The sequence below is a fragment of the Chitinophaga cymbidii genome, from assembly GCF_007992715.1.
Taxonomy (GTDB): domain Bacteria; phylum Bacteroidota; class Bacteroidia; order Chitinophagales; family Chitinophagaceae; genus Chitinophaga; species Chitinophaga cymbidii.
This window is the reverse complement of the sequence record NZ_BKAU01000002.1, coordinates 834,994-858,832: the sequence shown is the minus strand read 5'-3', so window position 1 is coordinate 858,832 and position 23,839 is coordinate 834,994. Positions and strand designations below refer to the sequence as shown.

At 54.6% G+C, this 23,839-nt stretch carries 19 protein-coding genes; 5 read left to right on the top strand and 14 right to left on the bottom strand.

What is annotated here, in order from left to right; all coding sequences use genetic code 11:
* The gene (locus CCY01nite_RS14655) at positions 1–3,246 is read right to left on the bottom strand and encodes a SusC/RagA family TonB-linked outer membrane protein (RefSeq protein WP_146863016.1); all 3,246 of its coding nucleotides are present in this window, start codon (positions 3,244–3,246) and stop codon (positions 1–3) included.
* A gap of 185 nt (positions 3,247–3,431) precedes the next feature.
* Between CCY01nite_RS14655 and CCY01nite_RS14650 the strand changes: the two genes are divergently transcribed.
* Positions 3,432–4,469 (top strand): LacI family DNA-binding transcriptional regulator, encoded by a 1,038-nt coding sequence (locus tag CCY01nite_RS14650; protein ID WP_146863013.1) that lies wholly within the window; start codon positions 3,432–3,434, stop codon positions 4,467–4,469.
* Here the strand turns inward: CCY01nite_RS14650 and CCY01nite_RS14645 are convergent.
* The 3 genes from CCY01nite_RS14645 to CCY01nite_RS14635 form a co-directional block, all read right to left on the bottom strand.
* Entirely contained in the window at positions 4,456–6,864 is a 2,409-nt protein-coding gene (locus CCY01nite_RS14645) for an ABC transporter permease (RefSeq protein WP_146863010.1), read from the bottom strand. The two genes, CCY01nite_RS14650 and CCY01nite_RS14645, sit on opposite strands and share 14 nt — an antisense overlap.
* A gap of 134 nt (positions 6,865–6,998) precedes the next feature.
* Positions 6,999–7,889 (bottom strand): aldo/keto reductase, encoded by an 891-nt coding sequence (locus CCY01nite_RS14640; protein WP_146863007.1) that lies wholly within the window; start codon positions 7,887–7,889, stop codon positions 6,999–7,001.
* A gap of 39 nt (positions 7,890–7,928) precedes the next feature.
* Positions 7,929–10,280, bottom strand: a complete 2,352-nt coding sequence (locus tag CCY01nite_RS14635) for a T9SS type B sorting domain-containing protein (RefSeq protein ID WP_146863004.1) — start codon at positions 10,278–10,280, stop codon at positions 7,929–7,931.
* A gap of 115 nt (positions 10,281–10,395) precedes the next feature.
* On the opposite strand from CCY01nite_RS14635, the gene CCY01nite_RS14630 reads away from it, so the two are divergent.
* On the top strand, positions 10,396–10,587 hold the full coding sequence (locus CCY01nite_RS14630) for a hypothetical protein (protein WP_146863001.1): 192 nt from the start codon (positions 10,396–10,398) through the stop codon (positions 10,585–10,587).
* A 6-nt stretch (positions 10,588–10,593) separates the two neighbouring features.
* Here CCY01nite_RS14630 and CCY01nite_RS14625 read toward each other — a convergent pair whose 3' ends face one another.
* Positions 10,594–10,980, bottom strand: a complete 387-nt coding sequence (locus CCY01nite_RS14625) for a VOC family protein (RefSeq protein ID WP_146862998.1) — start codon at positions 10,978–10,980, stop codon at positions 10,594–10,596.
* Between the two features lie 104 nt (positions 10,981–11,084).
* Here CCY01nite_RS14625 and CCY01nite_RS14620 point away from each other — a divergent pair, with 104 nt between their 5' ends.
* Positions 11,085–12,050: a GlxA family transcriptional regulator gene (locus CCY01nite_RS14620; RefSeq protein ID WP_146862995.1), complete on the top strand. Its 966-nt coding sequence runs from the start codon at positions 11,085–11,087 to the stop codon at positions 12,048–12,050.
* 39 nt (positions 12,051–12,089) lie between these two features.
* Here the strand turns inward: CCY01nite_RS14620 and CCY01nite_RS14615 are convergent, their stop codons facing one another.
* On the bottom strand, positions 12,090–12,980 hold the full coding sequence (locus CCY01nite_RS14615) for a 3-hydroxyacyl-CoA dehydrogenase family protein (protein WP_146862992.1): 891 nt from the start codon (positions 12,978–12,980) through the stop codon (positions 12,090–12,092).
* Positions 12,981–13,011: 31 nt separating this feature from the next.
* Positions 13,012–13,650 carry a carboxypeptidase-like regulatory domain-containing protein gene (locus CCY01nite_RS14610; RefSeq protein ID WP_146862989.1) on the bottom strand — a complete coding sequence of 213 codons (639 nt, stop codon included), beginning with the start codon at positions 13,648–13,650 and terminating at the stop codon, positions 13,012–13,014.
* A gap of 111 nt (positions 13,651–13,761) precedes the next feature.
* Between CCY01nite_RS14610 and CCY01nite_RS14605 the strand changes: the two genes are divergently transcribed.
* A complete protein-coding gene (locus CCY01nite_RS14605; protein WP_146862986.1) occupies positions 13,762–14,859 on the top strand; it encodes an Mrp/NBP35 family ATP-binding protein in 1,098 nt (365 codons plus the stop codon).
* Here CCY01nite_RS14605 and CCY01nite_RS14600 read toward each other — a convergent pair.
* Positions 14,856–15,260 carry an RDD family protein gene (locus CCY01nite_RS14600; protein ID WP_146862983.1) on the bottom strand — a complete coding sequence of 135 codons (405 nt, stop codon included), beginning with the start codon at positions 15,258–15,260 and terminating at the stop codon, positions 14,856–14,858. The genes CCY01nite_RS14605 and CCY01nite_RS14600 overlap by 4 nt on opposite strands.
* A 36-nt stretch (positions 15,261–15,296) precedes the next feature.
* Here CCY01nite_RS14600 and CCY01nite_RS14595 point away from each other — a divergent pair, with 36 nt between their 5' ends.
* A complete protein-coding gene (locus CCY01nite_RS14595) occupies positions 15,297–15,908 on the top strand; it encodes an FMN-binding negative transcriptional regulator (protein ID WP_146862980.1) in 612 nt (203 codons plus the stop codon).
* 9 nt (positions 15,909–15,917) lie between these two features.
* On the opposite strand, the gene CCY01nite_RS14590 is transcribed toward CCY01nite_RS14595, so the two are convergent.
* The 6 genes from CCY01nite_RS14590 to CCY01nite_RS14565 are packed head-to-tail and all read right to left on the bottom strand — an operon-like array spanning position 15,918 to position 23,832.
* A complete protein-coding gene (locus CCY01nite_RS14590; RefSeq protein ID WP_146862977.1) occupies positions 15,918–17,324 on the bottom strand; it encodes a sialate O-acetylesterase in 1,407 nt (468 codons plus the stop codon).
* Between the two features lie 3 nt (positions 17,325–17,327).
* Positions 17,328–18,185, bottom strand: coding sequence for an N-acetylglucosamine kinase (locus CCY01nite_RS14585; protein ID WP_146862974.1), 858 nt, complete (start codon positions 18,183–18,185; stop codon positions 17,328–17,330).
* Between the two features lie 8 nt (positions 18,186–18,193).
* A complete protein-coding gene (locus tag CCY01nite_RS14580; RefSeq protein ID WP_146862971.1) occupies positions 18,194–20,128 on the bottom strand; it encodes a hypothetical protein in 1,935 nt (644 codons plus the stop codon).
* Positions 20,129–20,131: 3 nt separating this feature from the next.
* Complete coding sequence (locus CCY01nite_RS14575; protein WP_146862968.1) at positions 20,132–20,947, bottom strand: N-acetylmuramic acid 6-phosphate etherase; 816 nt, start codon at positions 20,945–20,947, stop codon at positions 20,132–20,134.
* A 52-nt stretch (positions 20,948–20,999) separates the two neighbouring features.
* Entirely contained in the window at positions 21,000–22,571 is a 1,572-nt protein-coding gene (locus CCY01nite_RS14570) for an endonuclease/exonuclease/phosphatase family protein (protein ID WP_146862966.1), read from the bottom strand.
* A gap of 46 nt (positions 22,572–22,617) precedes the next feature.
* A complete protein-coding gene (locus CCY01nite_RS14565; RefSeq protein ID WP_146862963.1) occupies positions 22,618–23,832 on the bottom strand; it encodes a YdcF family protein in 1,215 nt (404 codons plus the stop codon).
* Positions 23,833–23,839 lie beyond the last annotated feature (7 nt).

Genomic DNA, 23,839 nt, shown 5'->3' with positions numbered 1-23,839 from the left:
TTATAATGAAAGATTTACCCCGAGGAGGAATGACCGGCTGCGGGGATAGGCGGAATAATCCACCCCGGGCGTTACCGGGTTCGCACGACGGGTGCTCACCTCGGGATCATACCCGGAATACTTCGTAAAGATGGCGAGGTTGTTCACGGTGCCGTAAAACCTCGCGGATTGCAGGCCGATCTTCTTCAGCAGGGAAGACGGCAGCGTGTAACCCAGTGTCACGTTATTGATCCGCAGGAACGAACCATCTTCCACCGCCCATGAGTGGGGTATGAATGAGGCCGCGCCGATACCGGGTTTCCAGAGCTTCGCATTTTTGTTCAGCTCCGCCAGCTCCACCGGGTCGGTCACCACCTGGCCCTGCGCGTTCACTGTTTTCCAGCGGTCGTTCATGATGGCGAGCAGGTTGGAGTTATTGGTATAACCGGATGTGAATTCCAGCCGGTTGGCGTTGAGCACGTCATTGCCCACCTGGAAGTTGAGGAAAACACTGAGATCGAATTGTTTGTAAGTGAATTGCTGATTGAGGCCACCGAAGAATTTCGGCGCCGCGCGGCCAATGATGGTCCTGTCTTTCTCCGTGATCACGCTGTCACCATCGAGGTCGCGGAACTTGAGGGTGCCGGGTTGCGGCGGAGTGGACGTGATGGCGTTGTTGTCAGGCACGCCTTCTTTCAGCGTGTAGGTCTGTGTGCCGGCATCGTAATCGAAATCCCCGATACTGTAAAAGCCGTCCGTTTCCAGTCCCCATATGGAACCAACGGGATCGCCTACACGTACGATGTAATCGAAGGCGCCCTGCACGGAGTGGAACCATCCGGAGTTTTGCAGGTAACCGTTGATCTGGTTGGCCGCCAGCCGGTCTACCGTATTTTTGTTGAAAGAAATGTTGAAGGTAACGTTGTAACCGACAGTTTTGGTTTGCACCGGCGTGGCGTTCACCTGGAACTCTACGCCTTTGTTGGTGGTGGCGCCAACGTTCTGTATCTGCTGGGAATAGCCTGCGGTAGTGGAGATCGGTGCGGCCACGAGCAGGTTGTCCGTTGTATTTTTATACAGGTCGGCGGTGAATACCAGTCTGCCGTTCCAGAGCGCAACGTCCGCACCGAAGTTGCGGGACACGGTGGTTTCCCACACCAGGTTCGGGTTCGCCAGCGCAACGGGCGCGTAGGCCGCCACCACCTGTTCGTTCAGACCGTATTGCGGCAGCGGCACGTTCTGCTGGATGGCGCTGTACTGCATCTGGTACAGGAAATCCGCGATGCGGTTATTACCTGCTTCGCCGTAGCTGGCGCGCAGCTTCAGGTCGCTGACGGGGCCGAGCTTTCCTTTCAGGAAGCTTTCTTCGGAGAGCCGCCAGGCCACTGATCCCGAGGGAAAGTAAGCCCACTTGTTAGACGGTCCGAATTTGGAAGAACCATCCCCGCGCATGGACAAAGTGAGCAGATACTTCTTGTCATAGGCATAATTCAGCCGGCCAAAGAAAGATACCAGCCTGTTCTCCACTTCCGTGGTGACCGGCTTCGGCTGCTGCACGCCGGGGGGCGGAGTGCCGAGGTTCATATTGTTCAATGCCCACTCGGGTTTGATGCCGGCGGGGAAGTAGCGCGTTTCCATAAAGCTGGTGGATACTTTGCTGGTATACAGCTCGTGGCCTACCAGGAAAGTGATCTCGTTCTTTTTATGAAAATCACCATTCAGCTGCGCATTCGTAAAGGTGAATACGTTGGAATTATTGATGGTGGTGCGTTTCGTATTGCCAATGTTCGCCAGCGGCGTAACGCCATACTGCCGGGCGTTGTTGGTCAGCGTATCGTCGAACGCCCGTCTTTCTTCCGTGAACAGGTCGTAACCCAAAGTAATCCTGAAGCTGAGGAACTTCGTGAGGTTCAGGTTCACATAGCCGCTGAGGTTCAGGATATTGGTGATGGCCTTGCGGTATTCGGCCTCGTTCAGCAGGATGGGATTGCCCAGGCTGAGGCTGTTGCCGCTGGTTTCGTTCCAGTATTCCTGGTCAAACTCGTCCAGCCCCAGCCCTTCCATCAGGAAGGGACGGTATTTCAGGCTGTGACGCAGGCGGTTCGTGGAAGAAGAGCCTTCGTTGGTAGTGCCGGCGCCGTTCACCACGGTATGATTGTAACGGGTGTTAAAGCCTACTCTCACAGCATTGTTAACGGTATGATCGAATTTGAAAGATGCGAGCTTGCGGTCGAAATCGGAACCGCGCATAATGCCTTCTTCGGTGTTGGAGGTGAGGCTGAGGTTGTACTGCGTGTTGGTGTTCCCGCCGTTCACGCTGACGTTGTGCGTTTGCATGAGCGCGTTGCGGCCGAACATTTCATCCTGCCAGTCCGTAAAAGGCATGTTCTTGTAGTTAGCCAGCGTATCGAACGTAGTGCCGTAAGTATTGGCAAAGGAAGTGCTGTCTGCAATGCTGCCTCTCGTGCGCTCGTACCAGTACATCACGAAGTCGTGCGGCTTCATGACTTCCAGCCTGTTGGCCAGTTTGCGGATGCCGGCGAAACCGTTGTAGCTCAACCGCGTTTTCGCATTGCGGCCGCCTTTGGTAGTAATGATCACTACGCCGTTCGCGCCGCGCGCACCGTAGATGGCGGTGGTGGAAGCATCTTTAAGCACATCGATGGATTCAATGTCTTGCGGCGAAATAGCGTTGAGGCCGTTCTCCACCTGCACGCCGTCGATCACGTACAGCGGGGAATTGTCTTGCGTAATGGAGCCGCCGCCACGCACGCGGATGGTGACTTCCGCATTGGGGGCGCCTTCGCTGCCGGTCACCTGCACGCCGGCAAGACGGCCGGAGAGCGCTTCCGCAGCTGAGTTGATCGGAATGTCTTTGATCTGTTTCGCATTGATGGAAGACACAGAGCCGGTCAGATCACGACGGCGGGCGGTGGCATAACCCACCACTACTACGTCGTTCAATGAAGAAGCTTCTTCTGTCATGGTTACATCTATCGAATTTCTGCCGTTCACTTCAATTTCCTGCGTCTTAAAGCCCATGAACCGGAACACGAGAACGGCGTCTCTGCCGGTGGGTACGTCTATGCTGTATTTCCCGTCTGCATCCGTGGCTACACCGGTCTTCGTGCCCTTTAGCTGGACAGTGACGCCGGACAATGCACCGGTGCCGGAAGCGGTCACCCGGCCGGAAACTTTCCGGCTTTGTGCGAGCGCAGGCATGCAGAGTGTGAGTAATACCAGCAATGTGGATAATATCAGTTTCATATGTGGAAGGTTGATAAAACGTGGTTAGACAAGTCTACATATTAATTCGCCATCAACTCAACAACATGCTGACTTTATTTGTGCAATCGTTCCCGATAACGTTTGCACAGCAGCGGCGGGGGACAAAAAACAGGTGGAGTTGGATTAATTTCTTATTTTACGTACGGACCACGTTCAACCAAAATATGAAATTCGACGACGCTATCACGATAAAAGATATTGCCAAAGCCCTGAACCTCTCCACATCCACTGTATCAAGGGCTTTAAGGGGACGTTATGAGATTTCTGCGGAAACAAAAAAGCTGGTCATGGAATACGCAGAACGCATGAATTACCGCCCCAACCCCATTGCGCTCAGCCTGAAAGAACAACGCAGCAAAGCGATCGGCGTAGTGGTATCGGAGATCGCCAACAACTTCTTTTCACAGGCGATCAACGGCATAGAATCCATCGCATATAATAATGGATATCATGTTATCATCACCCAGACGCATGAATCGAAAGAAAGGGAAATGGTGAACATACAGCATCTTGTATCGCGTTCGGTAGACGGGCTGTTGCTCTCGCTTTCCTGTGAAACAACGGACCTTTCCTACCTGAAGCAATTGCATGAGAAAGGGTTTCCTATTGTGCAGTTCGACCGGGTAACGAACGAAATTGACACGCACCGCGTAACGGCGGATAATTATATGGGCGCCTTCCAGGCTACGGAACACCTGATCGCGCAGGGCTTCAGGAAGATCGGGCATATCACCAGCACCAGCAATCTTTCCATCACCCGCGAAAGGCTGCAAGGCTACAGGGATGCACTGGAAAAACACAACATGAGCTATGATGCCGGCCTTGTGAAACATTGCACGCATGGCGGCATGATCTACGATGAAGTGGAAGAAGCGGTGGAAAGTCTTTTTCAGTCGAGATCAAAAGTAGACGCGATCTTCACGGCGGGCGACCGGCTGACGACGGTTACGCTCAGCGCATTGAAGAACGTGGCGAAGAAATATAAGCAGGTGGGATTCATCGGTTTTACCAATACCAACCTGGCAGAGCTTTTCACGCCGCCGGTGAGCGTGATCCGCCAGCCTGCTTTCGAGATCGGGCAAAGCGCTACGGAGCTGCTGATCCGGATGATCGAAAGCAAACGCCCGGTTACGGAGTTTGAGAACAGGGTGCTGCCCAGCAGCCTTATTATCCGCGAATCGTCGGCGCTTATTCCATCCTGAGACTTTTAACGGGATTGGTGAGACCCGCTTTCACCGCCTGGAAGCTCACCGTGAGCAGGGCGATCATCACGGCTATCACGCCGGCCATGATAAACACCCACCAGCTGATATCAATGTGGTAGGCAAAATCTTCCAGCCAGCGGTTCACCCCGAACCAGGCCAGCGGCCATGCGATCAGGTTGGCGATCACTACGAGCCTTACAAAGTCTTTGGACAGCATGGTAACGATGTTCTCCACGGTAGCGCCCAATGCCTTGCGGATGCCGATCTCCTTCACTCTCCTTTCCGCCGCGAATGTCGCCAGCCCGAACAGGCCAAGGCAGGAAATGATAATGGCCAGCGTGGCCAGGATGCCTACGATGCGGCTCACCTGCCGGTCTGCATTGTATATGCTGGCGAAATGCTGGTCGAGGAATGTATATTCGAACGGATGGCCCGTCACATGCCTGTTCCAGACAGATTCAATATAAGCGACCGCTTCCTTTGCTTTCTCCGCGCTGATCTTGACGGACATCTCACCATATCCCCAGTCCCGCTGCGAGAACATCATCAGCGTTTCAATCTTGTGATGCAGCGTATTGAAGTTGAAATCCTTTGTGATGCCGATGATACGCCCTACAGAATCCATCCCCCCGTAACCAAAATGCTTGCCCACCAGCGACGCCAAAGGCTCGTCCGAGCGTTCTTCGCGCAGCAGCTCTTTTGCCAGCGATTCATTGATGATGTATTCCCGCGCGTTGTTGGCCTTATCCCGCGAAAAGTCGCTGCCCGCGATCAGCTTGATCCTGTAGGTGCGCAGATAATCACAATCCACCACTACGCCGGAGGTCACCAGATCTCTTACAGGACCTTTGCCGTGAAATCTTACGCCGCCCTGGTGGATGTTATTCCCGAGGCGCTGCTGCGAGGCGGTCACGGCGGTGATGAGCGTATTGCCTGTCAGTTCCTGCTTCAGCGTTTCATAATGCCGGTTCGTTTCGCTGTCCAGCGGGATCAGCATGATCTGATCGCCATTAAATCCCCGGTCTTTCGTTTGCATATACCGCAATTGCTTCAACACAAAAATGGTGGCGATGATCAGGAACACCGCGCCGGTGAATTGCCCTACTACCAGCACGTTCCGCAGCGTGCCCTTGTTACGCCCCGTTTGCGGCGATCCTTTCAGCACCCTCACGGCTTTGAACGAAGAGAGGTATGCCGACGGATACAATCCCGCCAGTACGCCCACCAGCAAGGTACCGCCAATGATCAGCAGGAGCTTCGGAAGATCGCTGAACAACGGCAGCTCCAGCGGGCGTTCGCTGAAAGCGGCCACCCAGGGCAATGTAACTTTCACCAGCAGGATGGCAAAGACAAGCGCGATCAGCGACAGGATCACGGATTCACCGATAAACTGCCTGGCCAGCTGGTAACGGTGCGCGCCGATGGATTTGCGGATACCTACTTCCCGCGCTCTTTCGGATGAACGGGCGGTGGACAGGTTCATGAAATTGATGCAGGCGATGAGGAGGATGATGCCTGCGATCATGGAAAAGATGTAGGTATAACGCCGGTCGAATTTGCGGAAATTGGCATAGTCGTGTGTGATCTCCGTAGAGCCCGCGTGCACGTCGGGGAGCGCCTGCAGGAACAATTCATAGTCTTTCCAGCGGTCATCTTCGGCCATGTATTTTTTAAGGAATGCGGGGAATTTCTTCTCCAGCGCCGCCACGTTGGCGCCGGGCGCCAGTTCGAGATAGGTGATCAGCCAGTTGCCGCCCCAGTTCTGGTCCCACTGCGGATTATATACGGTATTGGCGGAAAACAGCGCATCGAATTGCAGATGGGAATTTTGCGGCACTTCCATCAGCCCCGTAACGGTAAACGGCAGCGTATCGCCCACGAAGTGGCGGACGGTTTTACCGATGGGATCTTCCGTGCCGAAGAGCTTTGCCGCGGCGCTGGTGCTGAGCACCACGCTGTTGCGCTCCTGCAGCGCCGTACGCCGGTCGCCTTTCAGCAGCGGGAAATCAAAGAGCTGCAAAAAAGTGGAATCCACCCATAGCATTTTCGGCAGATAAAATCTTTTTTCTCCGTAGTTCAGGTCGAAATGCCCGTTCGGCATAATGCGCGTGTAATTCCTCACTTCGGGGTATTCCCGCTGCAAGGCGGTGGCCATCGGGTACATGGACAAAGCTACTTTCTGCGAGGCGTTCATGCCTTCCCACGACTGCACTTCGCAGAGGCGGTAGATGTTCTTTTTATGCTGGCCGTCAAAACCTTTTTCATAAAGTACGAACAGCATGATGGTAATGCATGCCGCCATGCCGATCGCGAGCCCCGCGATGTTGATGATGGAAAATGTCTTGTTCTTGAGCAGGTTGCGCCAGGCAATTTTGAGGTAGTTACGGAACATACGTAAGCGATTGTGCATGTCCGCGCACAAATTGGATACCGTTGTTAAATATGTTGATTATCAATATTGTTCTTTGTACGGAGTGTCCGGTTTTGATACAACGTCCGCCCGCAGGCGGACAAGAAAAGAATGTTTTACCGGTGCTGCGCATAGTCTTTCACCGGCACTGCGCGGGTAAGCGCTTCGTACTCCATTGCATCCAGCCGTTCCACTTCCGCGGCGGCTTCTTCCAGCTGCTGCGGGGTGCGGATGCCTACTACGGCGGAGGTAACGGCGGGATGTTTCAGCACGTACTGTATGGCGGTCTGCGAGGGCAGGCGCTGCGGCCCGGATGCAGCGGCGATGGCTTCGCGCGCCTGCTGTACCTGTTCCGCGGAATATTCGAGGTAGGGCTCTGCGGGTTTGTCGATCAGCAGACCTTTGGCCACGCTGCCCCTGGTGAGCACGCCGATGTTCTTCTGTTCCAGCAGCGGAAGGCAGGACACCTCCGGGCGGCGGTCCAGCAGGCTGTATTGCATCATGACGCTGACGATGTTGGAGCGGCGGGCGTATTCGCGGATGACGTTGGGGCGGATGGAGGAGATGCCGTAATAGCGGACCTTCCCGGCTTTTACGAGCGTTTCAAAAGCATCGATGGTCTCGTCGATCGGATCATCTATGGTGCCGCCGTGCAGCTGGAACAGGTCGATATGGTCCGTCTGCAGCCGCTTAAGGCTTGCTTCCGCGCATGACAGGATGTATTCCTTACGGGGATTCCAGTCCCATCCGCTGCCGTCTTCGCGCCACTGGTTGCCTGCTTTGGTGGCGATCACCACCTGGTCGCGGATATCGCGGAGCGCCTTGCCCAGTATGATCTCGTTCTGTCCTTTATCGTAGAGGTCCGCCGTGTCAAAATAATTGATGCCGAGGTCCACCGCACGGCGGATCAGGGGAATGGCTTTGCTTTCATCCTGCCCGACTGACATACAGCCAAACGATACTTCACTGATCTTCAGGTACGAATTGCCTAACGCTTTGTAGTTCATGATGCTTTTTTTTGACTTGATCTCATCAAAATCCTTGCCTTACCGCAGCAAAACTACGGTGCCTTTCCGGAATACTTTTTTTCCGCTGTCTTTTTCCGTGTATTCCAGCATCCAGGTATAGGCGCCCGCATCGGCGGGAACGTTGTTCACGCGGCCGTTCCAGCGCTTGCGCCAGTCCCGCGATTCAAACATCAGCCAGCCGTAACGGCTGTACACCCGGAAACGGAGGTCCTGCGCCCGGTATGCGTTGAGCGGATAAAAGAAATCGTTCTGCCCGTCGTTGTTGGGCGTAAAGGCCGTCGGCACGTCAATGTAGCAGGAAGATACCGCTTTGATGTACTGGTCCATCGTGTCCCTGCAATTCATATCATTCCGCACGATGAGGCGGATGCGGTAGTCCTGTTCCTTCTGCTGCGGGAAGTACCGCAGTGAAAGCGGCTGCGGGCCGAAGCTGCTGCTGCCGTTGCCGTAATCCCATTCCCAGGCGACGATGTTGCCGGTACTGATATTAACCGGCGTGATGCCCTCCATCGGGCAATACGGGCCCGGATCTACGGTGAAGGCGGCTTCCAGCTCGCTGGTGATAACAATGGCGGTGTCCAGCCCTGCGCTGCATACGCCATTGGAAACTTTGAGGCGGAGGGGTTTGGTGCCGAAGTCGCTGAAGACCTTCACGGGGCGCTGCGTGTGCAGGGTTTCGCCGTCCAGCTCCCAGGCCCAGCTGTTCACATGGTTGCGGCCGTCGTGAGAGAAACTGGCGGTAGTGAGCTTGCAGTTGAATTGCAGGCTCATGCTGAAGGAAGCATTCACGGTATCGGACGTACGAAAATCTGCGGTTTGCCCGGCGGTCATCAACTGCCAGCATTCGCCCTGCAGGGAATTGCCGTCGCTGCCGGTGGTGGTGGTCACGCGGTAATTGCCGGCAGTCTGTATTTTTTCTGAAAGCTGCAGTACGATGGAATCCGCCATGCCGTTCGTGTTGCAGATGCCCGCGGCGGCGGTGATGCGTATGTTATGCGGGCCGTTCAGCATGAAATCGCTGCCGTCCGGCGCAATGGAACTGCAGCGCACGGGGAAGTTCAGCCCGATCTTCACGGAGGAGGGCGCGCAGCCGGGTGGCGCGCAGTCGCCGAGCAATATGGCCGGCTGCGCCGGGATGCTGAACGGGAGGTTGCCGGGTATCAGGGGCACGTGGCAGGCGCTGGTGACGGTATTGCCGTCCGTTCCGCCGGTGAGCGTGAGGGTATAATCACCGTCACGTAAAATGCGGCGGTCCAGTTTTAGTGTAACCATCTGCGTTAGCCCCGCCGCGTCGCAGATATTTTCTGTCGAGATGACCTGGATGGCGGAGGGGCCGGTGATGGTGAAATCGCTGCCATCGGCAGCGATGGAGCTGCAGCGGACGGGATCGGGAAATTCCAGCTCGATCCGGTCCGGCGCGCAGGGCAGGGCTTTCAGGGCGGGCAGGCGCGGCGGTGGTGTTACCGGTACGGAAAAACTGATGGTGGCGCCGGGCAGTAATTGCTTGCCGCAGGCATTCAGCACCGTATGCCCGTCGCTGCCGTTCTGCGCAGTCACCGTGTAGGTGCCGGGCGGTAAGGGTTTGTCAAGGTAGAGGATCACGGAATCGAGATCAAAACCTTTATTACAGCTGGCGCCCATTGCCTTTACAATGGAAGCACCGGTGGAAAGCCGGAAATCGGAACCGTTGGCGGCAAGGCTTTTGCACAATACTTTACGGGACAGCCTGATGCCGATGGAATATCCTGCACAATCATATTTTATATCCTTCAGCTCCGGCAGCACGGGATCATTGATATCCGCGGTGCCGCCGCCGAACTTCAGCTTGTAGCCGCTTTGTGAATTGGAAAAGTGACTGATCAGCAGCAGGTATTCGTGGCCTTTGGTGATCACGGGCATGGCGCTGAACAAAGGCTGGCCGCGGCCGCCGCAGACATCCGTTGACGCGCCTTCATCAGATGCGCCGGTAATACCGTATTCGCCGGACCAGTTCATTGCCACGTACAAACTCCTGTTCGTATATACTTCGTCCGGATCGCGGCCGGTGATGTCCCACAGCTGCCAGTCGTAATCCTCCTCCAGGTCAAGCGGCGTGATCACAAAGCCCAGCGTGCCCGTGGTATAACACGTGAATTTGTACCAGAAGGGATTTTTATCCTGGTGGTTAAAATCACCGGGTGTGCTGCAGGATGGGCCGGGCACTGAACGCGATCCGCAAATGGGTACAGATTGCTGCTCGAATACTTCCGTTCCGCATACCGGAAATGCGGTGGAAGGGTTCTGACCGATGGTGGTGCAATCACCCTGCGCTACAGCCTGACGGGTTACAAAAAAGAGGAGTAAAAGGCATAGGATTTTGTGTCTCAACATATTAATGCAATACAGGCAAGGATTTGAGGGCTAAAAATAACAAAATGCCGGGCGATTCAATTAAATATTTTTCTTATATTTATAAAGGACGTAAAGATGAAAAATAAGGATCAACATGAAGGATGAAAGTAACAACCCGCAGCACATCATCAACAAATTAAAACTGGACCCGCCCGCGCAGCCTGTACGGGAAAAAGATTGCCCCGCATGCGGGGCGCACCGTGCAAAACAACCGGGGCTTACGCATTGCGCTTTCTGCGGGCATGAATTCAACAGCGATCCCGGTAAAAAAAGGAAAGAGGAATAATGCAGGCTATGCCTTGTTTTCCCACAGCATTACATAAGCGCCCGCGGGGTCCTGTATCAATACAAACTCTCCCATCGCACCGCATGAACGTTTTTCACCGATAACCTGGCCACCCAGCTTCTCGCAGCTGGCGAGGCTTTCATCGAGGTCTTCCACCTGGATGTACAGCAGCCATACAGGGGGCAGCGTTTTGTTAACTCCTTTTGCGTGACATACGCCGGCCATTATTTCGCCCGTTTCCGGATCTTTCATGAAATAATCTTCATAATCGCCCATCTTCTGAACGCCGATCTCCCACCCTACCACTTCGTGGTAAAACTGGCTGATCTTTTCCGCATCGGGCACCGTCAGATCAAATCCAATGAGGGTGCCCACTTTCTTTTTTATTTCCATGCTATAAAATTACCGGGAAGCGGTTTTTCCGCGGATGGCAAAACCGTCAACTTCAGGGGCATTTAGGCCAAAAGCGTTATCTTGCAAAGCATATTCTCCCGTTTATGAAGCAATTATCTGTACTTGTCACCCAAAAATACAGGCCGCTCAGTATTGCCGCTATTCTGGATGTTTTTCAGACTGTCAACAACTATTACCAGGAATCTACGGGAAAACCTTTTTTCCAGGTGACGCTGGTAACGGCTGACGGCCCTTCCGGAACATCTCCGTTCCAGGAGGAATTTGTGACGGTGCCCATGCAGCAGGCTCCCCGCGCTGATCTCATTCTCATCCCGGCTTTCCGCAACGGCAGCCTTCCCGCCGCGCTCCAGGAAAATGCCCCTTTTCTGCCCTGGCTGCAACAACAGCACCGCGCCGGCGCTGAAGTGGCGGCCTTCTGTTCGGGTGTATTGCTGCTGGCTTCCACCGGCCTGCTCAACGGCAAAAAAGCCACTACCCACCTGGCCGTGGCGAACGAGCTGGTGGCGGCATTTCCGCAGGTAGACGTGCATCCGCAGGCGGTGGTGACGGACGATGCGGGCATCTACACCAGCGGCGGCGCTACATCTACCTTCCATCTCCTGTTACATATCCTCGAAAAATATTGCCACCGGGAAGTGGCGATTAAAATCGCGAAGGTGTTTGCCATTGATATGGACCGGGACCAGCAGTCCTATTTTGCCGACTGGCAACCGAAAAGGGCTTGCCAGGACGAGCTGGTATCTGAAGCGCAGCAGCGCATGGAAACCAGGTTCCGGGACGGCGTTACGGTGGAAGAGGTGATCCGCGACCTGCCGGTGAGCAGGCGTAATTTTATCCGCCGGTTCAAAATGGCCACAGGCATTACGCCGATCGAATATTTACAGCGCATCCGCATTGAAGCCGCGAAAAAACTGCTGGAACAACGGCAGGAAAATATTACCGGTGTAATGATGCATGCGGGGTATGAAGATGCTAAGGCGTTCCGGCAGGTATTCCGGAAGATCGTGGGGCTTTCTCCCAAAGAGTACCGGGAAAAATACGCGGGGTAAACGGCCGCCGCCTGATCCGCGACGGCCAACGTAAAATATCTATCTGCTGAACCGCGCGCTCACTACGAGATCCTTGCTGCCCGCGGTATATTTGTAAAATCCTTCCCCGCTTTTCACACCAAGAAATCCTGCCGTTACCATGTTCACCAGCAATGGGCAGGGCGCGTATTTCTGGTTACCAAATCCGTCGTAGAGCACGTTCAGGATGGAAAGGCATACATCCAGCCCAATGAAGTCCGCCAGTTGCAACGGCCCCATCGGATGCGCCATTCCCAGCTTCATTACCGTGTCAATTTCGTTCACCCCGGCTACGCCTTCATACAGCGAACTGATGGCTTCGTTGATCATCGGCATGAGGATGCGGTTGGCGATAAAACCGGGATAGTCGTTCACCACGCAGGGCACTTTGCCCAGTTGTTCAGACAGTGCGGTGATCTTTTCCGTAACGGCCTTTTCGGTGGCATATCCGTTGATGATCTCCACCAGTTTCATGACCGGCACCGGGTTCATGAAGTGCATGCCGATCACTTTACCGGGCTTGCCGGTAGCAGCGGCGATCTTTGTAATGGAAATGGAAGAGGTGTTGGTGGCGAGGATCACGTCCGGACCGGTATGTTCATCCAGCTCGCGGAATATTTTGAGCTTCAGCTCCGTTTGTTCTGTAGCGGCTTCCACCACCAGCTCCGTATTCTTCACGCCTGCGGCGAGGCTGGTAAAGGTTTGCAGATTGGTGAGCGTTTGCTGTTTGATTTCTTCGGTAATGGAGGCTTTGGCCAGTTGCCGGTCCAGGTTTTTACCTATGGTCACCAGCGCTTTGTCCAGCGCGGGCTGTGAAACATCAATGAGGTGTACTGCGAAACCGTTTTGTGCGAACACGTGCGCGATGCCGTTGCCCATTGTGCCGGCGCCGATCACAGCTACTTTCTGCATAAGAGATCTATTTTGGTGAATGGGCGTAAAGTTAATCCTTCCGCTTGAAATCGCCGCGTTTCCAGGATTCTATGAACTGTGCCCAGGCGATGGGGTTGAAAATGTTCTGTGGCGGCGTCTGCCCTGCATAGTAAAGCGATTGCTGCTGTTTCTGCATATAGACGTTATAAGCGCCGGCGGCATCCACGGGAATGGAGCGCGAAAGCGCGCGGAGTCTGGCCTGGTCGTTGTTTTTACGGGCTATCTCATACATGTCGTTCGGAATGTCCATACTGACGAACATTTTTTCGAACTCTCGCCGGGAAGGATACGGTTTGATGATCGTTTCGGAGAGATAAATGGTGTCTTCAGACATGAGTTGTATCACGGAAAACCGGTTGCCCACCAGGTCCGTAGGGATCTTGTAGTTTTTTTTCTGGAAACCGACCGCGCTAAAGGTCAATGTATCGCCCTTGAATGCAACAATGGAAAAAACGCCCTGGCTGTTGGAGATGGTGCCGCGGCCCTGGCCTTTTACGAGAATGCTCACGGCGGGGATCGCGCGCAGGCTGTCAGATGTCATGGTGATACCCGAGATCTGTATGATGCTGTCTTTAAATGCCTGGAACTGAGCTTTCACAAGAAAGGGCAATGCGAGCAGCGCAAAAAGTATGATCAGTTTCTTCTGCATGTGTAGGTACTAAGATACATGTTACCTCCCGGAAACACCAATATAAAACAAACAAATTAAACCTCATTTTAGGTTAACTTTGCAGATCGGAAACAATTTTAACAGTAATTTATGATCACAAAAGAAAAGGTCCTGGAGGCCCTGTCGAATGTGGAAGAACCTGATCTGGGTAAGGATCTGGTGACATTGAACATGGTGAAAGACATCGAGATCAACGGCAATAAAGTGACGTTCACCGTGGTGCTGACCACACCGGCTTGTCCCCTCAAGGAAATGATAAAGAACGCCTGCGTGAATGCGATCATTCACCTGGTGAGCAAGGATGCGGAAGTGGAAGTTAAAATGACCGCTAACGTAAGCTCCAACCGCAAGGACGGGAAGTCCCTTTTACCGAATGTCAAAAATATTATCATGGTCGCTTCCGGCAAGGGAGGCGTTGGTAAATCTACCGTAGCGGCCAACCTGGCGCTGGCACTGGCGCAGGACGGCGCGAAGGTGGGGCTGATGGACGCGGACATCTACGGACCTTCCGTTCCCATTATGTTCGGCGTACGCGGCGAACGGCCGATGATGGTGAACGTGGAAGGGAAAGGCATGATCGTGCCGATGGAGAAATTCGGTATTAAATTCATGTCTATCGGCTTGCTGGTGGATGAAAAGCAGGCGATCGTATGGCGCGGCCCCATGGCCAGCAGCGCGCTCAAGCAGTTTGTGAGCGATGTGCACTGGGAAGAGCTGGATTACCTGATCATTGACATGCCGCCGGGCACGGGAGATATTCACCTCACGCTGGTGCAGACCGTACCGGTAACCGGCGCCGTGATCGTTACCACGCCGCAGGACGTTGCGCTGGCCGATGCGAAAAAAGGCATCAGCATGTTCAACAGCCCGCAAATCCGCGTACCGGTCATCGGCCTGGTGGAAAATATGGCTTATTTCACGCCCGCGGAGTTGCCGGAGAACAAATATTACATCTTTGGCAAGGAAGGCGGCAAAAGGCTGGCAGAAGAGCTGGAAATACCGTTCCTGGGGCAGATACCGCTGGTACAAAGCATCCGCGAAGGCGGCGATGAAGGCGTTCCGGCCGTGATGGGCAACGACGCCGTTACCCGCCAGGCGTTCAGCGATTTTGCGGCAGCTACCGCCCGCAGCATCTCCATGCGCAACGCAAATATGGAACCGACGAAGATCGTGGAGATCGTGGTTTAAAGCTTTTCTATCATTACGCTCCCGGCGCCGAGGTCGTGAATCGCCCTGCGCTGGGAGTTAAAATGTATCGTTACGAACGACAGCCAGCCCAGGTTGACCTTCAGCAAATATCGCACAAAGGCTTTCCAGAACGGGATCCTGCGGTGTACGTCCATATGGCTGCGCACCCTGATCCCCGTCAGCAGATTGCCGGCCGTACAGCCGAATGCCGTGCAAACAGGCTCATACAGCGCCCAGATCACAATGAACAGGATGATATTGATCTCGTCCGGCGTTTCCTCGCCGAGCCTTTCCAGCAGCAGGGAAGCCAGGAACATCATGGAAACGATCACCAGCAGGTCGATGAACGCGGATTGCACTCTTTTGAGGAGAACGGGGTAAGAAACGGTGGTTTCTTGCATGGTACAGGAATTTGTCCCAATATATAAAAATTGTTTATGTATTCACCCAAGTACAACCAGGAAACGGACTGGAATACCGTGGCGGCATTTATCCGGCAGAACGGCTTCGGGCTGCTGATCAGTACAGACAACGGCCTGCCGGTGGGCACGCACCTTCCCATCGAGCTGGAAGAAAAAGAGCCCGGAACATTCGTGCTGCGCGGCCATATCGCGCGGGCGAACCCGCAATCGGCCACGTTCGTTGCGGACCAGCCGTTCCTTGTGGTATTCACCGATCCCCATGCCTATATTTCCTCTTCCTGGTATGAAAAAGGAAAGATCCCCACGTGGAATTACATCGCCGTGCATGTGTACGGGCAATTGCGCGTGCTCGACGAAAACGAGCTGGTGGACTCGCTTGCGGGACTGATGGAACGTTATGAAACAGTGGTGAAGATGAGCGACATCGCGGAAAAGGAACTGCAAAACAATCTGAAAGCGATCATCGGTTTCGAGATCAGTATGGATAAAGTGGATACCCGTTTCAAGCTCAGCCAGAACCGTAATGATCACGACTATTTCAGTGTAGTGGACCATTTGAAGGAAAACGGGGACGATCATTCCCGGAGGATCGCGGAAGAAATGGAAAAGAGAAGGGAAAGAAAATAGGTACCGGGATCACCAGTCGTCCGTCCGGAACGGCGCCGCGGGGAATCCGGCTGTGTTATAGAGATCGCCTTTCACCCAGTCTTTGAATGCATAGCGCACGGCCACCGGCGCTGTCACCTGCTCCGCTTCCAAACGTACGCCGCCGGCGTTGATGACGGCTTTCGCGGGATAAAATATCCTGTCTTCCCCCGCTATCTCAAAACAGCTCAAAGGCTGGTCATACGCTGTAAGACCATGTTTCGCATGATCAAAAAAGAGCTGCACGGTATTGTCTTTTATCTCCATCTTCCTGAATGCAGGTCCGCGGTGCGGCAATCCCTTCCATCCGTACGTGCCCGCCAATGCCAGGCATAACAGGCGTTTGCTGATGACCTGCTTATCCGGCGGATGTACGGTGAACCTGCTGCCGGCATCTATGCTTACGGCCATTCCACTATTGACGATATCCTGCTCCGCCTGCTGCTGCGCTTCCCTTAAATAGGGCACTTTGTCGCCCGCGCGTACATACGGAAAAGGAGCGATCTGCACATAATAAAAAGGCCAGTCGCCCATCTCCCAGCGCCTGCGCCAATCCTTTACCATCGCCGCCAGCAGTTCGCGGTATTTGGCCGGCTGTCCCGCATTTTGCTCGCCCTGGTACCAGAGCGTGCCGCGGATGGCGAAACCGGCAATGGGATGGATCATGGCATGGAAGGCCACGGCGGGATGATTGTGCGCCGCCTGCTGAAGGTTCAGCGCGTCCAACGGCTGCATGGGCGGAAATGCCTGCAACGCTTCACGGCTCATCCAGGATTCTATCATCGTAGCGCCATATGCGGCCTGTATAACGCCTACGGGTACACCGAGTTTCTCCTGCAACTGCCGGGCAAAGAGGTAAGCTACCGCACTGAAACTGCCCACCGCTGCGGGTGTGGACGGCGCCCAGACTGCATCGCAATCAGTCAGCGGTGTATCCGAAATATTTTTTTTGATGTGAAAAAGCCTGATTGAAGGTTGATGGCTGTTGAGCAATATTTCATCCGCCAGCAACACCGGTTGATTCCTCCCTCCCATCACCGGCATTTCCATGTTGGACTGACCGGCGCACAACCACACTTCACCAATGAGCACATCAGAGATCACCCGTTTATCTTCCCCGTCATCCAGCGCGATGGTATGTGGCCCTCCGGCGGCCGGCGTGTTGATCACGCCTTTCCAGTGGCCGTTCCTGTCAGCTTTTAGCGTGTACACGGACTTATCCCAGGAAACGGTGATGCGCACGGTTGCCGACGGGCGGGCGGTTCCCCACCACCGTGTTGGCGACTGCTGCTGCAATACCATGTGATCACCGAAGATCGCGGGTAAAGTGATACGCGCGAATGCGGAAGATGCACACAGTAATAAGCAGGTAATCAGTAGTGCGATGGAACGGTACATAGATCATTTGCTTTCAACGGTCATGGCCTGCTGGTAATATTCCGCCAATCCCTGTATCGGGTTCTGTATAATTCTGCCGGTAGCCATTCCATAGTGCGCGGCGGTTTCCTTCAGCATGTCCGCAAAATGAAAGGCGATCGAGCCTACGCAGTTAAGCGTATAACTGGCGTAGCCCGGGTAATGGCAAACCAGCGCGTTAAAGAAATCATGAAAAGCATCTTCCGCCAGCCCGCGTACAAAATCATCATCCAGATGCTGCTTTACAAACTTTGCAAACCCGGCGCAGAAGCGGTTTGCCAGCGGATCTTTGTATACGCGCTCCATGATCTTTTCTTTCGTGAGCCCGTAAGTTGACAGGAATTGCTGCCGCATGGGCAAGGGCAGGTATTCCCGGCAATAGGCGATCAGGAGTTTCTTCCCGATGTAGCTGCCGCTGCCTTCATCTCCCAGCATGTACCCCAGCGGATCAATGGAATGGGTAACTGTGGCGCCGTCGTAAATACAGGTATTGGTGCCGGTGCCGAGGATGGCCGCGAAGCCGGGCTGGTTGCCCAATAAGGCTTTGGCGGCGGCTTCCAGGTCGCTGCCCACTGAGATCGCCGCACGTTCGAACAACGCGCCGAGCGCCTGGCTGATCACCATTTCGGTGGACGGCTCGCAGCCCGCTCCGTAGAAATGCACTTCCGTTACTTCCGCGCGCGGCACATCCGCGGGCAGCGCGCTGTGCAGCGACTGACGGATGTACTGGCTGTCTACATAATATGGGTTATATCCTTCCGTACCAAAATATAACACTTCCCGCTCCCGGCCTATCAGGCACCAGTTTGCCTTCGTAGACCCGCTATCTGCAATTAATATCATGCGTATCGTTATCTGTTTTGCTGTTTGATGAAACTGATGATCCTGTCGTAAACGTCCAGGGGCGGAATGCCGGGTTGTCCGTACCACAGGAACGAGCCATACCCTTCATACACGCCTGCGCGGATATGCCATCCTACCGGCAGGTAGCTGGGCACATCGTTGCAATACCCCGCCACGGAAACTTTCTGTTCCGGCCATATTCCGCGGATGCCTTTGCCGTATTCCGTTACCGCTTCCCGCGAAATGCCCACCAGCTTCCAGTTCCCGATGTTGATCGTCTGTATGTACTCCGGCAATACCTGCGCCACGGCGTTGTTCTTATACCGCTCCAGCATCAGGTTGGCCCAGCGTACATTCTTTTCTGCTTCCACATCACCGGTTTTTCCTTCATTCGCCTTGCGGAACCGCTGTATGCTATCGATGCTCCAGGGTTTCACGGGTATGTTCAATGTGTCGAAGAAAAAGCTGATCCCGCCGTCTATCTTTTGCAGACCGGCGGCCAGCGCCTCCTGCACATCCACGGCCAGCTCCGAGCCCGTTTGCCGGTGATCGCTGCTGCGCGGGTTAATATCTCCCCCGCAACCCTGTATGAAAATGGCTTCCTCCGCGCCTGTCGCCTGCTCGATCGCTTTGCGGGCTACAGACGGATAATTTGCGCTGAGGGTAAAGGATTCTTCTCCCGCATTTTTGAATACAGGATGGCAGCCGGTCAGGAACAGCACGGTTTTGAGCTTGTCCTGCGCGTCTGTGATCTTCAACACGTCCACCACATTATCATACGGATTATCCGGATGAACGCCGGGGCGGCGGTTATGCCCGATCTGCGTAGTGCCCCTGGCAAAATAGAGATTGGAAGGCGACAGCTTGTCCACCGCCGTTTCTATGGCCTTGATAATGCCTTTTTTCACCACGTTGTTCAGATAATTACTGTCGGGGAAATGATAGAAATCGCCCCATGTGATCCATGTTTGCGTGACCGGCGCAAAATGGGTATGTGATGCATTGAGCAGAATGGCGGAGGGCGGTATGTTCCGGCTTTTAAAGATGGCTTCCTTCACGGCCATTCCCAGTGATGCGTTGAAGCCGCATACGTCAATACCCACTACTACTGCCGTCTGGCCGTTCTTGCGGATAGCCAGCGCGCGGGCGGTGAGGTCGTTCATTGTTTTATGCCGGCCCTTGTACAGCCTGTTTTCGCTGTCCACCGCATACAATGCATGATGCCATACGGCCAGCTGCCGCACGGAGATGGTATACGTGATGTCATTCTTCCGGCCGATCTGCCGCCAGGTTAAGCCCGGCTTGCCGGGCTCCGCCGTCCACATACTATCCCCGCTGTTCACACCGTAAACCTCCCTCCCGTTGCTGGTCATGCAAACGAACGAAGGCGCGGCGGCGTGCTGCTTCCATGTGATCTTTTTTTTGCCAACGGTCCCTTCCAGCAGCGCATCGCCCATGGACGCATACAGCTTGCCGTGCAGGAATGTGAGCGCCGTTACCGGGCCGGGACTGCCTTTCTTTTTCCAGGTGATGCCTTTCGCTCGCAGGGTGCCTTCGAGTATTTCGTGGCTGCTGTTCACGGCATAGAACTTGCCGTTCATGGCGGTGAGCGCTTTGATCCCTGTGGCTTTTCCGGCCACTTCCCATTGCACGGTATCCGCCGAGGGCGTGCCCACCATCCAGTCGCCACGGCGGGTGGCGGCAAACAGTTTGCCGTTGGATGCCGTGAGGGCGGTAACATCCGGAAGGGATTGCACCGGCTGCCAGGTAAGACTGAACCGTCCATCCCGCGGCACGCCGTAACCGGCCAGTGCGGCAGAGTACACGGCATTCGTATCCGGATCGATGTGTACGGTGGCGGTCCCTGTCAGATACCCGTCCTGCGAAAAAACCTGCGACATGCTGAAAAACAGTGCCAGCCCGGTAAACAAACGCCTTTTCATCTGTTATATTTTTTCTGAAAGATGATCCAATGCTTTTTTCACGCTGCCGTGTTTCATAAGCAGCTGCTTCGCTTCCTCATAATTTTGTATGGCGGCTTTGGCCATCAGCATTTTCACGGCCCGGTCGATGATCTTGTTGTTGATGAGCGCTACGTTCACCATGCGGTTGTCTTCCACTCTTCCGATCTGTATCATGGTGGTGGTGCTGATGATATCGAAGATCATTTTCTGCGCGGTGCCGCATTTCATGCGGGTGCTGCCGGAAATGAACTCCGGCCCGGTGATCACTTCCACGGGGAAGTCCGCCTGCGCCGCGATGGGCGAACCCGGATTGCTGACGATGCAGCCGGTGAGAATGCCGCGTTGCCGGCATTCCTGCAAGCCAGACAGCACATAGGGCGTGGTGCCGCTCGCCGAGATGCCGATCACAATATCATTTTTGCTGACCTGCAATTCCTGCAGCTGCCGCCATCCTGCCTCCGTATCATCTTCCATTTCTTCCAGCGCTTCCACGAGCCGCTCTGTGCCTCCTGCCAGCACCGCGTTCATCATTCCTTTCGGAACGCCGTACGTGGTGGGCATTTCAATAACATCGAGCACAGACAGGCGGCCGCCGCTGCCTGCGCCAAGGTAGAACATTCTTCCTCCATCCTTCAATTTTTTCACGACGGCGCCGATCAGCAGATTGAGGGATGGCAGCGCCTTTTCCACCGCCAGGGCAACCAGCTTGTCTTCCTGGTTGATGCGGGCGGTGATCTCTTCAATGGTCATTTTCTCAAGATGCCTGTAAGGAGAAGGCTCTTCCGTTACTTTTAACATGTTCATAGTTTTACATTTATTTAAGCTCAATATCTCATTTATCGCATTTATCTCATTGCATTTCGATGTCGCAAACAATGGGCCTGTGCGTGGAGGCTTCTGATGTTATTACGCTGCTGTTACTCGCTGTTACGGGGCTTTTCACAAAGATATAATCTACTCTTCTGTCCGGTGCGTCCGCCGGGAAAGTGTAAGCGGTCTGCCCGGCGAAAACGTCTGTGAAGTTGGCGGTTACGGTGTTGATCGGCGGGCTGCCGGGGATATCGCTGAACGTTCCGGCAAAAACTTTCCAAGTATGGTTCGGCGGGTTGATGAAGGACATGGCTTCCTGCGCCTGCGACAGCCGCTCCGCGGCGGTAGAGCCGAGGTTCGTGATGTACACGTAGAGCGGGTTGGCGTTCACGCTGATCCTTACTTTGAGCAGGCCCATGTAATGCGTGGTGTAATCGGTGTAGATCCACCTGCCCTGCGTAGAGGCGTTGCCGATAGGGTACTTGCTCAATACGCCGTGCCCGAACTGCCGTTCCTTGTTGCCGGAAGCGGGGATGGCCGACTTCCAGGTGGTTTTCTGGAACTCGTAATACATGCCCAGCTCGTTAGCCAGCCATACCAGCTGATCTTCGTAGTTACTGCGGGGATCGTAGTTCCGGTCTACTTCATTCAGCACCACCACATGCGCTTTTGAATTGCGGATCACGTTCGCGATCCTTTGCAGGTCCACCACGCCGTCCGTTCCCTCGCCGTGTTTGATATTATATTGCATCAGCTTCAGTCGTGATGCGCCTACCGAAGCAAAGCTCACGATGGGGAAGTGATCGGATACCTGGGTGTTGATCACCTGGCTGTTCGAAAACGTGATATTGGAAGTGCCGAGGATGTAATCCAGGCGGAGAGTAGGATTGTTGGATTTGAAAGTGTAGGCCGTGGCCGCGCCCTCAAATGCATCCACCATCGTTTCCTTGATAGACTGTACATTCGCGCTGGTGGGGATGGCGTTCAGATCGCCGAGCAATATTTTTGTGCCGTACGTTTCATCCATCCACTGCCGCAATTGAATGCGCTGCGCGGCCTGAACGGATGCGTCCGCGCTCAGGTGCGTCAGATAGAACAGCATGGGATGCCCGTCTATCGTGATGCTGGTTTCGAGCAGGCCCTGGTAGTGCGTGTCGTGCTCGTCGTATATCCGGCTGTTGAGCACTGTTATGGGGTACTTGCTGAGGATGGCATGTCCGAATTCCCGGGGTTTGTTGCCGGAAGCGGGGATGGCCGACTTCCAGGTTGTTTTCTGAAAGACGGCATACATCCCCAGCTCATTGGCTAACCAGGCTACCTGGTCGTCATAGTTGGTCGTAGCATCATAATTTTTATGGATCTCGTTCAGCCCTACTACTTCAGCACCGGAGTTGCGGATAGTGTCTGCAATGCGCTGGAGGTTGTAAACGCCGTCTATTCCAATTCCCGCATGAATATTAAAGCTCATCACCTTTACGTCCGCCAGCGCGTTCAGCGGCGTGTTGCTTTGCAGGTCGGGGCGCGGTGCTGTGGGGTTTTCCGCTTCCCTCATTTTGCGGCAGGAAAACATCAGGCTGATCATGCTGAGCGATAACAATAAAACTTTTTTCATTACAGAAGATTTTTAAGTTGATAAAAACCAATCCTCCTCAATAGTATCAGGGGTCCAGCGGGTCCTGGACGTTGATGTAAAAACAATGTTTAACGGGATAGAACAGGGCTTCCTGTTCGTTGAGCACTTTCACATCGCGGTAGGGCACTATGCCCAGTTCGCGCATGCAGCGTTTGTCCAGGTTCCTGATCATCGCTATCTGCGCGGCATCCGTCACCACCAGCGCCGGTTTGTTGACGGGCATGTTAAAGCGGTAGAGGAGCCTTCCGGCGTTGCGCATGTTGGTAGTGGTATGCCGTGCATGGGGCTCTATGATAATGGCGTCCGCGGGTATTTTCAGTTCTTCCACCAGGTACCTTTTCATTTCCACCGCTTCGCTGTACGGCGTGCGGTGCGGGTATACATGCCCGCCAGATACGATGATGAAAGGCGCCATTTTTTTGTGGAACCTTTCAGCTGCCAGCTTGCACCGGGCCACGGCGCGGTAGTCGATGCGCACGCCGGGTGAATCCGGCCCGAAGCCGGGCACCAGTAAAGCGGTATAGGGATAATCATTCCAGTGGGTGCCTGCGATCCGGTTGTATGCGCCGGCATTCTGCCCGGCGGTGAGCGGCTCGTACCGCGCGGCTTCATCTCTTCCGTTGATGGCCAGCACGTCCATGGCGAAGGCGAGCGGTAACGTGTAACAGTGCAGTGAAGCGGGCTTTTTACGCAGCTGCCGGTCCAGCATCTTTTTCAGCTTTGATCTGAAAGCGGGATCGCTGGTGTTGAAAGAGATGGAATCGATGATGGGATAGCGGCAGCGCTTGCCCGCCACATAAGTATCGAAAATATAATTCATGCCGGCGGCCGTCTGCTCCCAGGCGAAACGCAGCAAAGCCGTATCGCCCGGGGCAGCTTCCTTGTTGTAATAACCGGCCGCTCTTACGGCCTGCACTACATCCGACATTCCATTGCCCGGTGCATAATGCGCCAGCAGCCGGTCGCCAATGCGCGCGATCTCATCGGGACGAAGCCGCAACGCCTCCGCGTAACAGGCGGCCTCTCCGCATTCGCGGCGTGACTGCTGCACCCGTTCGCGGTAAACGCGGGTCAGCCGTTGGAGCGCGGTATCTCCTGCCAGCAGTCCGGGCTGTGCGTCCAGCTGTACCGGCAGGTAGAAGAGTTTGCTGCGCAGCGTGGGGGTGTTACCGCCGCGCCCCGTGAAGGCACACAATAAAAAGATGCATACCGAAGCGAGGAAAATTTGTCGGATGTTCATGCTTGTG

Coding starts and splice junctions, on each gene's coding strand:
- CCY01nite_RS14585 (WP_146862974.1), bottom strand. CDS start 18,185: ATGATATTAATTGCAGATAGCGGGTCTACGAAGGCAAACTGGTGCCTG.
- CCY01nite_RS14630 (WP_146863001.1), top strand. CDS start 10,396: ATGAAGGATGAAAGTAACAACCCGCAGCACATCATCAACAAATTAAAA.
- CCY01nite_RS14620 (WP_146862995.1), top strand. CDS start 11,085: ATGAAGCAATTATCTGTACTTGTCACCCAAAAATACAGGCCGCTCAGT.
- CCY01nite_RS14635 (WP_146863004.1), bottom strand. CDS start 10,280: ATGTTGAGACACAAAATCCTATGCCTTTTACTCCTCTTTTTTGTAACC.
- CCY01nite_RS14625 (WP_146862998.1), bottom strand. CDS start 10,980: ATGGAAATAAAAAAGAAAGTGGGCACCCTCATTGGATTTGATCTGACG.
- CCY01nite_RS14565 (WP_146862963.1), bottom strand. CDS start 23,832: ATGAACATCCGACAAATTTTCCTCGCTTCGGTATGCATCTTTTTATTG.
- CCY01nite_RS14615 (WP_146862992.1), bottom strand. CDS start 12,980: ATGCAGAAAGTAGCTGTGATCGGCGCCGGCACAATGGGCAACGGCATC.
- CCY01nite_RS14655 (WP_146863016.1), bottom strand. CDS start 3,246: ATGAAACTGATATTATCCACATTGCTGGTATTACTCACACTCTGCATG.
- CCY01nite_RS14580 (WP_146862971.1), bottom strand. CDS start 20,128: ATGAAAAGGCGTTTGTTTACCGGGCTGGCACTGTTTTTCAGCATGTCG.
- CCY01nite_RS14570 (WP_146862966.1), bottom strand. CDS start 22,571: ATGAAAAAAGTTTTATTGTTATCGCTCAGCATGATCAGCCTGATGTTT.
- CCY01nite_RS14575 (WP_146862968.1), bottom strand. CDS start 20,947: ATGTTAAAAGTAACGGAAGAGCCTTCTCCTTACAGGCATCTTGAGAAA.
- CCY01nite_RS14605 (WP_146862986.1), top strand. CDS start 13,762: ATGATCACAAAAGAAAAGGTCCTGGAGGCCCTGTCGAATGTGGAAGAA.
- CCY01nite_RS14600 (WP_146862983.1), bottom strand. CDS start 15,260: ATGCAAGAAACCACCGTTTCTTACCCCGTTCTCCTCAAAAGAGTGCAA.
- CCY01nite_RS14650 (WP_146863013.1), top strand. CDS start 3,432: ATGAAATTCGACGACGCTATCACGATAAAAGATATTGCCAAAGCCCTG.
- CCY01nite_RS14590 (WP_146862977.1), bottom strand. CDS start 17,324: ATGTACCGTTCCATCGCACTACTGATTACCTGCTTATTACTGTGTGCA.
- CCY01nite_RS14640 (WP_146863007.1), bottom strand. CDS start 7,889: ATGAACTACAAAGCGTTAGGCAATTCGTACCTGAAGATCAGTGAAGTA.
- CCY01nite_RS14595 (WP_146862980.1), top strand. CDS start 15,297: ATGTATTCACCCAAGTACAACCAGGAAACGGACTGGAATACCGTGGCG.
- CCY01nite_RS14610 (WP_146862989.1), bottom strand. CDS start 13,650: ATGCAGAAGAAACTGATCATACTTTTTGCGCTGCTCGCATTGCCCTTT.
- CCY01nite_RS14645 (WP_146863010.1), bottom strand. CDS start 6,864: ATGTTCCGTAACTACCTCAAAATTGCCTGGCGCAACCTGCTCAAGAAC.